The 13,097-nt window shown below is 73.1% G+C and carries 9 protein-coding genes; 3 read left to right on the plus strand and 6 right to left on the minus strand.

Annotated elements, in window-relative coordinates; all coding sequences use genetic code 11:
• Window positions 1-9: 9 nt before the first annotated feature.
• Window positions 10-714: a tryptophan 2,3-dioxygenase family protein gene (locus tag ACN261_RS24125; RefSeq protein ID WP_425852273.1), complete on the minus strand. Its 705-nt coding sequence runs from the start codon at window positions 712-714 to the stop codon at window positions 10-12.
• Window positions 715-1,155: 441 nt separating this feature from the next.
• Here ACN261_RS24125 and ACN261_RS24130 point away from each other — a divergent pair, with 441 nt between their 5' ends.
• From ACN261_RS24130 to ACN261_RS24140, 3 genes are all read left to right on the plus strand, one after another.
• Complete coding sequence (locus ACN261_RS24130) at window positions 1,156-1,716, plus strand: GNAT family N-acetyltransferase (protein ID WP_421481924.1); 561 nt, start codon at window positions 1,156-1,158, stop codon at window positions 1,714-1,716.
• Window positions 1,717-1,816: 100 nt separating this feature from the next.
• Complete coding sequence (locus ACN261_RS24135) at window positions 1,817-2,770, plus strand: siderophore-interacting protein (RefSeq protein WP_425852275.1); 954 nt, start codon at window positions 1,817-1,819, stop codon at window positions 2,768-2,770.
• 193 nt (window positions 2,771-2,963) lie between these two features.
• Window positions 2,964-4,187, plus strand: coding sequence for a multidrug effflux MFS transporter (locus tag ACN261_RS24140; protein ID WP_204924640.1), 1,224 nt, complete (start codon window positions 2,964-2,966; stop codon window positions 4,185-4,187).
• Window positions 4,188-4,237: 50 nt separating this feature from the next.
• On the opposite strand, the gene ACN261_RS24145 is transcribed toward ACN261_RS24140, so the two are convergent.
• Genes ACN261_RS24145 through ACN261_RS24165 form a run of 5 tightly spaced genes read right to left on the minus strand, consistent with a single transcriptional unit; the run spans window position 4,238 to window position 12,639 of the window.
• Window positions 4,238-5,674, minus strand: coding sequence for a condensation domain-containing protein (locus ACN261_RS24145; protein ID WP_425852277.1), 1,437 nt, complete (start codon window positions 5,672-5,674; stop codon window positions 4,238-4,240).
• A 37-nt stretch (window positions 5,675-5,711) separates the two neighbouring features.
• The gene (locus tag ACN261_RS24150; RefSeq protein ID WP_421481927.1) at window positions 5,712-7,043 is read right to left on the minus strand and encodes an MATE family efflux transporter; all 1,332 of its coding nucleotides are present in this window, start codon (window positions 7,041-7,043) and stop codon (window positions 5,712-5,714) included.
• Between the two features lie 30 nt (window positions 7,044-7,073).
• Window positions 7,074-10,667, minus strand: coding sequence for an SDR family NAD(P)-dependent oxidoreductase (locus ACN261_RS24155; RefSeq protein WP_425852280.1), 3,594 nt, complete (start codon window positions 10,665-10,667; stop codon window positions 7,074-7,076).
• An 8-nt stretch (window positions 10,668-10,675) separates the two neighbouring features.
• Complete coding sequence (locus ACN261_RS24160; RefSeq protein ID WP_421481929.1) at window positions 10,676-11,518, minus strand: ACP S-malonyltransferase; 843 nt, start codon at window positions 11,516-11,518, stop codon at window positions 10,676-10,678.
• An 11-nt stretch (window positions 11,519-11,529) separates the two neighbouring features.
• Window positions 11,530-12,639, minus strand: a complete 1,110-nt coding sequence (locus ACN261_RS24165; RefSeq protein ID WP_425853644.1) for a hypothetical protein — start codon at window positions 12,637-12,639, stop codon at window positions 11,530-11,532.
• Between the last annotated feature and the right edge of the window lie 458 nt (window positions 12,640-13,097).

Genomic DNA, 13,097 nt, shown 5'->3' on the forward strand with positions numbered 1-13,097 from the left:
CGCGGCTCGTCATGCCTCTGTGGTGCCCGAATGCGCCGCCACCGGGACGTCGGCGTCCGGCCGGGGCGGGCGCAGCTCGGGAAAGAACCGGTGTTCGAGGAGCTTGGCGAGCACGTTCGCCGCGCTGCCCGGGGTGCCGCCGGGGGCGTGCCCACCGACCCGCAGGGCGACCTCGTAGTGGCGTACCCGCCACTGGTGGACCTGCTCGTCCCAGGCGATCATCGCCTCGGCGAGCCGTCGGGTCGGGTCGCTCGGTGCCAGCGCGTCGAGCCTGCCGCCCCGGGTGGCGAGGTGCCCGGCGAAGACCCGGCCGAGCTGTCTGCTGACCGTCGCGGCCCGCCGCCAGCCGGGCGACTCGGCGCCGGAACCGTTGCCCAGCGCGGGTTGCATCGTCTGGAAGTTGACGGGCGACAGGTGCCGGAACATCTCCAGCTGGTCGGTGACCAGTCGCACCGCGAGCGTCGCGCGGGCCAGCAGCGCCGCCGCCGCGACCGGGTCGGCGGCCCCGGTCCGCGCGACGGCGGCGGTCAGCTCGGCCTCGGCCAGCTTCAGCCACAGCTCGGCGGACTGGTGCACCACCTGGAAGAGCAGCTCGTCGCGGTGGAGCATCTCCTCCGGGCGGCGTTGCAGGGCGAGCAGCTCGTCGGTGCGCATGTAACGGGCGTAGTCCGTGGAGCCGTCGCCCGGCAGTACCGGTGACTGGTCACGTTTCACGACTGTCCCTTCTCCTGAACACCGGCGCGCACGGGACCGGCACTCGACAGCGGCAATTATTCAACGACGAACGGCAATGTGTCACCCCCTGTTCCACGATTAGTGATCCTCGGCGCTCCGAGCGAATCGCCGCCTTTGCGATCGGATCCTGGTCGGCTATCAGAACTAATTACGTGAGTCAATACCAGGGCGTGCCTGACGGGTCACAGGTCGGCGGCCCGGGATGCGGTCGCCGATCGGCCGGTGACCGGGTGCGGTTTTCCGGTGTCGCCGTTCCGGTGTCGCCGCCGGTGTGGGGCGTCTCCGGTGGGGCATTGCTCCGGGTGGTCGTTTGCATACTTTCCGAAGTTGTGATGGGGTCTGGCGGAATCGTCGCCGAGGGTGCCGTTTCGACAGCGAAACGTGACGGGCCCGCCGGGCCGGTCGCCCGGAAGGAGTGCCATGACCACTGCGCCGACCTCCACCTCGTGCCGCGTCGACGGCTTCGGGGAGGTGTCCCTCCGGCCGGTGGATCCCGACCGGGACGTCGCGGTCATCCACGACTGGGTGACCCGGGAGCGGTCCCGGTTCTGGGGCATGGGCGGGGCCAGCCGGGAGCGGGTCCGCGAGATCTACGCGTACCTCGACTCGTTGACCACCCACCACGCCTACCTGGCCCACCGGGACGGCCGGCCGGTGGCGCTGTTCCAGACCTACGAGCCGGCGGCCGACCCGGTCGGGCGGTGCTACGACGTACGCCCCGGCGACTTCGGTATCCACCTGCTCATCGGTCCGCCGGACGACGGCCCGGAACCCGGCTTCACCGGCGTGCTCCTCGACGTGTTCCTCGCGTTCGTGCTGGCCGACCCGACCCGGCTGCGGATCGTCGCCGAACCGGACGCCCGCAACGCCCGCGCCATCGACCGGCTGGTCCGGGCCGGCTTCGTGCCCGGTCCGGAGATCGAGCTGCCGGAGAAGCGGGCCCGGCTGCTCTTCCTCGACCGCGCCGCCCGGGCCCGTTGACCAGGGTCGGGGCCGCTCGGGCAGGGGGTGACGTGCCCCGAACGGGGGGTGGGTGACCCACGTCGCCATTCACGTTGTTGGTTAGGTTAGCCTCACCTACGTGCTTAGTGATCGAGTTCGCCCGGCGGGGGAGCGGCACCACCCGACCGGCACCGGGACCCTGCCCGTCGCGCCCTGGCGGCTGTTCGACGTCCAGGTACGCGCGGCGCGTCGGCTCAGCCCGTCGTTTCTGCGGGTCACCTTCACCGGCCCCGACCTCGACCGGTTCGCCGACAACGGGTACGACCAGCGGATCAAGCTGGTGCTACCGGTGCCCGGCCGACCCGGCGTCCACCTGCCCGGCGGCGACGACTGGTACACCCACTGGCGCGCCCTGCCCGAGCAGGAGCGCTGCCCGATCCGCACGTACACCGTCCGGGCGGTCCGGCAGCACCTGGCCGAGGTGGACGTGGACCTGGTGCTGCACGGCGACCACGGCCCGGCGGGCCGGTGGGCGCTGCGGGTCCGCCCCGGCGACGAGGCCGGGCTGCTCGGACCCGACGCCGGCCACGACGGCGAGCACGGCGGCATCGAGTTCCGCCCGCCGCCCGCCGGCCGGCTGCTGCTGGCCGGTGACGAGACCGCCGTGCCCGCCATCAGCGCCATCCTGGAACGCCTGCCCCTCGACGCCCGGGGCGAGGTGCTGCTCGAGGTGCCGGACCCGGCCGACGTCCTGCCGGTGGCCGCCCCGCCCGGCGTCACCGTGAGCTGGCTGGCCCGCGCCGGCGGCGGCCACGGCAGCAGGCTGCTGCCCGCCGTGGCCGCGGCGGCGCAACGGCTGCTGTCGGGCACCGGGACGACGCCCGCCGGGGCGGTCGTCGACGTCGACGTCGACGTGGCTCCGCTGTGGGAGGTGCCGGCCCCGACCGCGCCCGTGCCCGTCTACGCCTGGCTGGCCGGGGAGGCCGGTGTCATCCGCGCGCTGCGCCGGCACCTCGTCGTCGAGCGGGGCGTGGACCGCCGCGCCGTCGCCTTCATGGGGTACTGGCGGCTGGGGCGCGTGGACCCGGCCTGAGCCGTGACCGACGGCTGTGACCCGCGTTACCTCTGCGTGGAGCGGGAATCAGAGCAGCAGGTCAGGATTTGAAGCCAGGTGTGACAGTCGTACCGTCTCGCGCCCGGCCGCACCACGACCGGGCGGAGCTTCCCCGATGACCGATCTCGCCCCCGACCGGCTGACGAAGGTCGCACCGACGCCCGGAGACCTGATGACCCGCCGGCAGCGGGTACGGCTCGTCCTCGTCCTCGGCTCGCTGATCGCCATCGGCCCGCTGACCATCGACATGTACCTGCCGGCGCTGCCCGCCATCGCCGCCGACCTGATGACCACCTCGGCGGCGGTCCAGCTGACCCTCACCGGCACGCTCGCCGGGCTGGCCCTCGGCCAACTGCTGATCGGGCCGCTCTCCGACGCCGTCGGCCGCCGTGGCCCGCTCATCGCCGGCCTCGCCCTGCACGTCGTGGCGTCGGCGCTCTGCGTCGTCGCCCAGCACATCGCCGTCCTCGGCGCGCTGCGGGTGGTGCAGGGCCTCGGCGTCGCCGCCGCCACGGTGGTCGCGATGGCGGTGCTGCGGGACCTGTTCAACGGCACCGCCTTCGCCACCCTGCTGTCCCGGCTGCTGCTGGTGATGGGTGCCGCCCCCGTCCTCGCCCCGACCCTCGGCGGCGGGGTGCTGCGCTGGACGGACTGGCGGGGGGTCTTCGTGACCCTGGCCGTCTTCGGGGTGCTGCTCGTCGTGGTCGCCGTGATCGGCCTGCCCGAGACCCTGCCCGCCGAGCGTCGCCAACCCGGCGGCGTGTGGTCGACCGCGCGCCTGTACGGCGCGCTGCTGCGCGACCGGACCTTCGTGGGGCTCGTCGTGGTCGCCGGGCTGGCCATGGCGGCGCTGTTCGCGTACGTGGCCGGCTCGTCGTTCGTCCTGCAGGAACGGTACGGGCTCGACGAGCAGCAGTTCGGGCTGGCGTTCGGGGCGGGCGCGGTGGGCCTGATCGGGGCGGCCCAGTACAACGTGCGGCTGCTGCGCCGCCACTCCCCGCAACGCATCCTGGTCACCTCGTTGAGCGTCGGCACCCTGGCCGGGCTGGCCCTGCTGGCCTTCGCCGTGACCGGGTTCGGTGGGCTGCCCGCCCTGCTGGTGGCGCTGTGGGTGGTGCTGGCGGCGGCCGGCCTGGCGATGCCGAACGCCCCGGCGCTGGCGCTGTCCCGCCACGGTGAGGCCGCCGGCACCGCCTCGGCCCTGCTCGGCGCGGTGCAGTTCGGCGTCGGCGCGGTGGCCGCGCCGATGGTGGGGGTGCTGGGCAACGGCGCGGTGGCGATGGCGCTGGTGGTCGCCGGGGGCATGGTGGCCGCGCTGGCGGTGCTGTTCCTCGTGGTCCGTCCGTCCCGGCTCGCCGACCTGGAACCGCCCTCGGCGGTCGTCGTCGTGCACTGACCCGGCCGGGCCGGGCACCGGACCGCCCGCTCACGGCCGGGGCGGGCCGGTCACGGGGTGTCCGGGTGGCCGGGGACCTCACAGAGCCGGTGGCTGTCGAAGATCTCCGTCACCCGGCGCAGGCTGACGTCGTCCCGGGCCAGCTCGATGGCGACCTGCTCCACGGCGTACAGGAAACCCCGGATGTCGGCGGGGGCGAGCAGCGCGGTGTCGGCCATCAGCGACAGGTGGATCCGCTCGGCGGTGCCGCCCGCGTCGACGTACAACGGCATCGCCTCGGCGGCGGCCCGCTGCGGCCACGCGAAGGTGGTCGTCGCGGCCAGCCCGGCCAACGCCTGCGGGCCCGGTGCCGGGCCGGCGGGTCGCGGTTGCAGCGACCACCGGTCGTTGAACTGGCCGCCGGCCGGCAGGGGCCGCCCGGCGGCGGCGTCGGCGGCGCGGGCCACCTGAGCGGCGGCCCGGCCGTCGTGGCGGGCGTGCCGCATCGCCGCCCCCATCGCGGCGCGGGCGTGCCCGACCAGGTCGCCCACGGTGTCGCCGGACACCTCCATGGCGGTACGGACGGCCTGGTTGAGGCTGGTCACGGTGTACCGCAGCTCCGGTTCCACCCGGTTGCTCTGCATGATGTCCAGCGGGTAGACCGGCGTGGCGCAAACCGTGCGCACCAGCGCGTTGACGACGGCCAGCAGGGTGACCGACGTGCTGGTGCGCAGCCGTCGGGCGGCCAGCCGCAGGGCCACGGCGGCGGCGTCGGAGGCGAGTTCACCGCGCCAGTACCGGGGGGTGACCGGGGTGACCCGCTCGGGCAGCGGGTCGGCCGGCAGCCGGCGGAGCTGCTGACGCAGGTACGCCAACGCGTCGACGTTGAGGCGTTGCCCGTCCGGGGAGCGTTCGAAGACGGCCAGGTCGACCGGCTGCACCGCCGGTCGGGCCGGCGGTGGGGCCTCGCCGTCGGTCCTGGCCCGCAGCAACGCGGCCAGCTCGTCGGCCAGGAGGTCCGCGCCGAGGTGGTCCGCCGCCAGGTGGGACACGGCGAACATCAGCAGCACGGGGATGCCCTCGTGGGTGGCGACCGCGAACCGGATCGGCAGCTCGGTGTCGTGGGCGAACGGACGGCCACCGGCCCGGCCCAGACAGTCGGCGACGATGTCGGCGAAGCTGACCGGGTCACCGTCGGGCCGGTCGACGACCTCGACGGTGACGACGCCCTCGCCGAGGACGTGCTGGCCGCCCTGGCCGTCGACCCCCGGCGGGAAGAGCGTCCGCAGCGACTCGTGCCGCTGGAGCAGGTGGGACAGCTGCGCCAGCACGTCGTCGACCTCGAGCAGCAGGGGTACGTCCAGCCAGCGGGTCAGCACGAAGAACGGCTTCATCTCCGGCAGCCAGCGGCGCAGGACGTCCCAGGTGCCCTGCTGGCCCCAGGTCAGGTGGGCGGTCCGGCTGCGGCCCGCGTGGAACGTCACCTCGACGGTGCGACTGTTGATCACTGGTGGTCCTCACGGGGCGCGGGGGATGGACGGGGCATCAGGTCGAAGCGGGCACCGCCGCCGGCGCGGGCCTGACGAACAGCACCCGCCGCAGGCAGAACACGCTGTAGGTCAGCCCGGCGGTCCAGCTGGCCACCACCGCCCACATGACGGCGTCGATGCCGAACGGGCCGTTGAGCAGCCAGGCGAAGGGGATCTGCACGGCGACGAAGGCGATCAGCGTGCAGATCAGCGGCGCGGTCGTCCGACCGGCACCGTTGAGGTAGCCGTGGATGACCACCATGGCGGTGTAGAGGAGCAGGAAGGGGTAGATGATCGTCAGGTAGCGTCCGGTCAGCTCCCGGGTGGCCGGATCGTCGGTGAACAGCGCGGCGAGCGGGGCACGGGCGACCAGCACCACCCCGGCGACCAGCACCGACAGCACGGCCGTCAACCGCAGCGTGCGCAGCAGCCCCGCGCGGGCCCGGGCCAGGTCGCCCGCGCCGAGGTTCTGGGCGGCGAAGGCGGTCACCGCCCCGGAGAAGTCGAGGAACAGGATGCCGGTGAACAACTCGATCCGGGAGACGATCGTGAACGCGGCGAGGACCACCTCCCCGTAGGACTGGATGATCCCGACCAGCACCATGATCCCGAGGGCGAGCACGATGTGCTGGCTGGCCAGGGGCAGACCCAGCCGGGCGGCGTCGACGAGTTCCCGGCGGAGCGCCGGCCGCGGCCCGTCGCGCCGCACCGGGTGGGTGCGCGCCGCCCAGACCAGCCCGACCACCAGGGCGATCGTGCTGGCCACGGCGGTGGCCAGCGCCGCGCCGACCACACCCCCGTCCAGGACGGCGACGAAGAGCAGCACCAGCACGACGTTGGCGATGCTGCCGACGCCCTGCACCCACATCGCCGAGCGGGAGTCACCCAGCCCACGGAAGTAGGCGCTGACCGCGGCGCTGCCGAAGATCCCGGGAAAGCCGAGCGCCAGGGTGCCGAAGAACCGGGCCGAGTCGGCGGCCAGCCGCCCGTCGATGCCCATCACCGCCAGCGCCGGCTCGACCAGCAGCGTCGCCAGCACGACACAGCCGGCGGCCCAGACGACCGTGAGGACGGCGAGGGCGGCGACCACGTCGCGGCGACGGTCGACCTGCTGGCCGCCGGTCAGGTGGGCCAACCGGATGGTGAACGCCGTGCCCAGCCCGATGAACATGGCGTTGAGCAGATAGAACAGGGGCCCGCAGGCACCCACCACGGCCAGCCCCTCGACCCCGACGTACCGGCCGACGACGACGCTGTCGACCAGCAGGTAACCCTGTTGCAGCAGGTTCGCCGCGGTCAGCGGCAGGGCGAAGCCGACGATGCGCCGCAGCGCCGGCCCCGTAGTCATGTCCGACATGCCACCCTCCGATCGGTGTCGTCAGGCGGCGGCGTCGGCGAACGCGACGAGGTCCTCGACGTGGTAGGCGATCTCGGCGACGGTCCGGTCGGCGAGCAGGTCCGCGACGTCGTACTGCACGCCGTGCCGCACGGCGATGGAGTTGGCCACCGAGGCGGCCATGATGGAGTCGCCGCCCAGGTCGAAGAAGTCCGCCTCCACGTCGAGCGTCGGATAGCCGAAGGCGAGGGCGAGGCACTGCGCCACGGACCGTTCGACGTCGGTGTACCCGCCGTCCGGCCGACCCTCCAGCGCGACGTCGACCGCGTCGACGGTGGCCCGGATCTTGTCGGCGGCCTGCCGCAGCCGCTGTTCCAACGCCTGCATCTCCTGCTCGACCTTCGCGTCGATCTCGGCGGAGAGCCGCACGTCGTAGGAGCGCAGCAGGTGGATCAGCTCCCCCCGGTAGTGCAGCTCCCCGGCGAACAGCCGGGACCGGCCGGAGCGCAGGCCCGCGTCGAGGACGTCCAACGCGACCCGGGTGGGCAGGGCCCGGAACATGGTGTCGCCGCTGGTGCCGTGGTCGACCGCCATGCCGATCTCCTTCCACGCGACCCAGTCCAGCGCGATCACGTGGGTCGGCCCGCCGGCCCGGCTGCGGGCCACGTTGTCCAGGTAGTAGTTGGCCGCCGCGTAGTCGGCCTGACCGGGGGCGGGGAACACCGACGCCACCGACGAGAAGTGCACGACGAAGTCCGGCCGGTCGGCCCGGGTGAGCTGGTCGAGCAGGAAAGCGGCGTGCAGCTTCGCCCGCACCACCGCGTCGAAGTCGGCCAGCTCCCGGAACATCACGGTGCTGCCACCGGGCAGGCCGGCGGCGTGCACGATGCCGTCGATGCGGCCGTACTCGCCCCGGACGTCGGCCACCGCGGCGGCCAGCGCCTGCGGGTCACCGGCGTCGGCGGCCACCACCCGCACCCGCGCGCCGAGTTCCTCCAGCTCCCGCACCGCGCGCACCCGCCCGGCGCGGGCGTCGCCGGCCGGTGCGGCCAGCAGGTCCGGCCACTGCGCGCGCGGCGGCAGGCCGGACCGGCTGAGCAGCACCAGGGTCACGTCGGGCTGCCGGGTGGCGAACGCGTGGGCGACGGCGAGACCGAGCGCGCCGGTGCCGCCGGTGACCAGATAGGTGCCGCCCGGCCGCAGGTAGCTCTGCGGGCCGTCGGTGTCGACCTGCGGCACCTCGACGAAGACCTCGTGCAGGCGTCGGCCGTCGCGCCACAGGAACACCCCGCGTTCGGGGGAGAGGATCTCCGCCCGTACCGCGTCGGGCGACACGTCCGGGTCGACGTCGAGATGGGTGACCCCGAGGTACGGGTACTCCCGGCCGATGACCTTGCCGAAGCCGACCAGCGCGCCGTTCTCGACCACCACGTCGGGTTCCGCGTCGTGGGCGCAGACCGCGCGTCGGGTGAGCACCGTCAGTTCCAGCTTGACGCCCGCCGCCATCAACGCCTTGGTCAGGTGGAACAGGCTGTGCAGGTTCTTGCCGGTCCGCAGGTCGAGCCCGGCGAGGTCGGCGGCGGGGACGGCGTCGAAACCGAGCGCGTGCACCAGGTGGGTGACGCCGTCGTCCTCGACGAGCTGGGCGATCTCGGCGAAGGAGTCCGCCGAGCGGGCGTCGAAGGGCGCGCCGCCGGGGCGTACCGGCTCGCCGAGCCGCAGCACCCGCAGGTCGTCCAGGCCGGTCGCGGCGAGCAGCCGTGCGGCGTCGGTGTCCGGGTCGACCAGGGCCAGCACCCGCGCCCCGGGTGTCGCCGGCGCCGGGTCGGCGGCGGGGGCGAACACCACGTCGTGGGTGACCGGGTGGTCCTCGTCGACGGTGCCCAGCGACAGCTGCGCCCGCCAGGTGTCGGGGAACTGCACCCACGCGGGGGTGGTGTCGAAGGCGTACCCGGGAAGGCGGACGATCCGGCGGCGGCCGTCGGAGAGCCGCCGCCAGTCCACCGGCGCGCCGGCCAGGTAGCGGCGGGCCTCGTCGCCCAGCGGGCCGTCCGGCGGCGGCGACGCCCCGTCGGCCAGCGAGGCGACCAGTTGCCGGCGCAGGTCGGCGACGTCGCGGACGACGAACGCGGCCCGGTGCCGGTGCCCGCTGCGGGAGACCTGGCTGGTGTGACAGACGTCGGCGATGTCGACCCCGTCGAGGCCGGCGGCGTCGATGAACCGCACGTACCGCTCGCCGAGGCGGACCAGGGACTTCAGGGTGGCCGCACTGAGGGTGAACAGGAACGGCCCCGGGCCGGCGGGGGCCGCCGGTGTCTCGGCCACGTACTCCTCCAGCACCACGTGGGCGTTGGTGCCGCCGAGGCCGAAGGCGCTGACCCCGCAGCGCCGTGGGCCGTCGTCGGGGGACTCCCACGGTCGCAGGCTGGTGGAGACGTACAGCGGCCCGGCGGCGAAGTCGAGCTTCGGGTTGGGGTTCTTGAAGTTGGCCTGCGGCGGGATCATCCGGTTGCGTAGCACCGCGATGGCCTTGATCAGGCCGATGACGCCGGAGCCCTCGAACAGGTGCCCCACGTTCGCCTTGACGGTGCCGACCGCGCAGAACCCCCGGTCGGTGGTGTACCGGGCGAAGGCGCGTTTCATCCCCTCGTGCTCGATCGGGTCGCCGACCCGGGTGGCGGTGCCGTGGGCCTCCAGGTAGCCGAGGGTCCGCGGGTGCACGCCCGCGTTGCGCCAGGCGGCGTCCAGCAGGTCGGCCTGCGAGTCGGAATCGGGGTTGGTGATGCCCTCGGTGTTGCCGTCGTGGTTGACCGCGCTGCCCTTGATCACGGCGTAGATCCGGTCGCCGTCCGCGACCGCCTGCGACATCCGCTTGAGGACGACCGCACCCGACCCCTCACCGAAGCCGGTGCCGTCGGCGGCCTCGTCGAAGGTGCGGGTGACCCCGTCGGAGGACTCGATGCCGATGGTGGAGTGCGGGTGCTTGACGGGGGAGAAGACGATCCGTGCGCCGCCGACCACCGCCATCTCGCAGTCCCCGGCGAGCAGCGCGTTCTTGGCCTGGTGCACCGCGACCAGGGTGGCCGAGCAGGCGGTGTCCACCACCAGGCTCGGGCCGCGCAGGTCGAGCAGGTGCGACAGCCGGTTGGCCAGCATCGCCGGGATGTTGCCGGTGATGGCCTGCTGGCCGTTGTTCGGGTCGACCCGGCAGATGTAGTCCAGATAGGTCGAGCCGGGGTTGACCGCGAAACCGACGAACACCCCCGTCCGGCTTCCCCGGAGCCGGTCGAAACCGTAACCGGCGTCCTCGAAGGCGAGGAACATGGCGCGCATGACCATCCGGTGGTGCGGGTCGGTCAGCGTGGCCTGCCGGGGATTCATTCCGAAAACGGTGTGGTCGAAGGTGTCGACCTCGTCGAGGAAACAGCCGCTGTGGTATTCGACGTCGGGCTCGTTCACCGGTTCGATGCTCGTCGCCCGGAGGTATCTGATGTATTCGGCGAGCTTTTCCCGACGGTTCGTGGGAAATGGTCGGGTGAGGCTCGCCCCGGAACTGATGATCTGCCAGAAGGTGTCGAGGTCGTCGGCCCCGGGCACCTCGACCGACAGGCCGACGACCGCGATATCCGTGTCCATACGGTGAATCACCTCTCCGCGATGCGGGTGAGAAATGCGCTGAGGGTCTTGCCGTTGACCTCGTCGAACCCGGTGACACCGGCCGCGCGCAGGGTGGTGACCGCCCGGACCCACTCCACGGGGGTGGACAGTTGCCGGGCGAGCAGTTCGGCGGCGCGGTCGGTGTCGAAGACGTCCCCGGTGACCCCGGAGACCACGGGGGTGTGCCCGGCGGCGAAGTCGCAGCCGTCCAGGACGGCCCGGAACCGCTGCTCCGCCGCCGCCATCAGCGGGGTGTGGAAGGGGCCGCTGACGTTGAGCGGGACGACCCGGGCCCCGGGCAGCGCGCCGATCGCCTTGGCCGCGACGGCGAGTTCGGCGCGGTCCCCGGCGATCGTGCTCTGGGTGTCGGCGTTGAGGTTCGCCACGAACACCCGGGGCAGGCCGGTCTCGGTCAACGCCCGCCTGACGAACGACACCGGCAGGCCCTGCACCGCCGACATGCCCCCGCCGGTGACCTGGGACATCAGCTCGGCCCGCCGGTCGACCAGCCGCAGGGCGACGTCGAGGTCGAGCACCCCGGCGGCGACCAGCGCGTTGTACTCACCGAGGCTGTGGCCGGCGAAGTACCGGTAGTGCCCGGGGCGTTCGGCGATCACCTGCTGCGCCAGCAGGGCGTTGACGAAGAACACCGCGGGCTGGGCGTAACGGGTGTCGCGCAGGCGTCGCTGCGGGTCCCGGGTGCACAGCTCCTCGATGGACCAGCCGAGGATCTCGTCGGCCCTGGCGGTGGCCTCGGGGAACAGGCCGAACAGGTCGGCGCCCATGCCGCGGCGCTGCACCCCCTGGCCCGGGAAGAGTAGACAGTGCACGTGGTGTCCTTTCACGGTCGCCGGGAGGCTCGTCGGATCGACTCGAAGCGCAGCGTCCGGCCGCCGAGGCACTCCCGGGTGAACCGGCGGGCGGCGGGGCCGGGGCCGCAGTCCAGCACGGTGGTGATGCCGGCGTCGGTGACGGCGTGGACGCTGGCGGTCGCCCAGTCGACCGGGCGCACCAGCACCTGCTCGACGAACTCGTCGAGCAGGTCGGCCTCGGGTGGCAGGGTCCGGGGGGCGTCCGCCGCGTAGACCGGTATCCGCAGCTCACCGGCGGCGGGCAGGGGACCGACGAAGGTCCGGTCCCGGCGTACCTCGTCGGCGGCGGCGGCCAGGTGCGGACTGTGGAACGGCAGGGTGTTGGTGAGGAACGTCCAGGTCGCCGCGCCGGCGCGGAACATCGCCTCGTGGTGGGCGTGGAAGTGCAGCAGGTCCTCGGTGTGCCCGCTGAGCACGCCGGTGGTGGGGGTGTTGACCAGGCCGACCGAGACCGACCGTCGGGTGTCCCGCCGGTAGCGGTCGACCAGGGCGGCGAGATCCGCCCGGGAGGGGCCGTCGACCAGCGCCATCGGGCCGGGTCGCTGGCGCGGGTCGCCGCAGGTGGCGTACCGCTCGGTCAGCTCGGTGGGGACGGGACGGCCGGTGGTGGCCTGGTGTCCCCGGACGAGGCTCAGCGCGACCAGCCTGAGTGAGGTCTCGGCGAGGGCGAGGAAGGCGTCCGTGCGCTTCGGCCGCAGGCCGGCGACGATGGCCGCCTGGAGCCCGATGCTGTGCCCGATGGCGGCGGTGACGGTGTCGAGGGCGGCCCGTCGGGGCTGCAGGTCGCACAGCTGGATCAGGTGGACGCAGACGCCGGCGACGACCGAGTCGTCGGTGCCGGTCGGCGGCGCGGTGGCGGGGTCGGTCAACCACCGGCGCAGCCGGCCCCCGGTGGGAACGACCGGCTCGGACGCGTGGCCGACGTGCTCCCGCAGGTCGTCGAGGGCCCGGAACATGCGGTCGAAGAACAGCGCGTTCTCCGGTTGCGCGTGCAGCGCCCCGAGGGTGGGGAGCAGATTTCCCTGGTGACCACCTATTCCGTCGAAAAGGGCCAGGGTGCGCCCGGAAGGGGTGAGCATTTCCACGGGGATTCCTTGCTGGTCGGGTGGAATGCGTGCGCGGTTGACCCGACACGGCGGGAAGCGGAAAGGCCGCGTCGATTGTCGACGGCTGGCTTCTGATTGCGGCGGTGTTTATCGCGTCCGGTGGAACTTGCACCGCGAACAATATGCGACCCATCGCGCACGGTCAATAGTTCGGTCGCGCTGCGCGATCTGACGGTCGGTGAACGGCCGTTTTGGCAGCTCAGTCGGCTCTGCCTGGCTCGGTGACCGGGTGTGGCGAAACGTTTGTCGCACGGGAGTGGTTTGTCCCGCCGATTCTTTTATGTGCGACGAACCCGCGCGAATTTAACGGTCGCGTCACCGCTTATAAACCTGGTTGTGGTCACGGCGGGCGCGACCGGCGGGTGTGCGGCGGGCGGTCCGACCCGCAGCCCCGTGCCCCCGCCGACCCGCCGGTGCCGGGGCGCAGGCGA

This window comes from Micromonospora sp. WMMD723 (assembly GCF_049863385.1).
In the GTDB taxonomy this organism is placed as follows: Bacteria; Actinomycetota; Actinomycetes; order Mycobacteriales; family Micromonosporaceae; genus Micromonospora; species Micromonospora wenchangensis.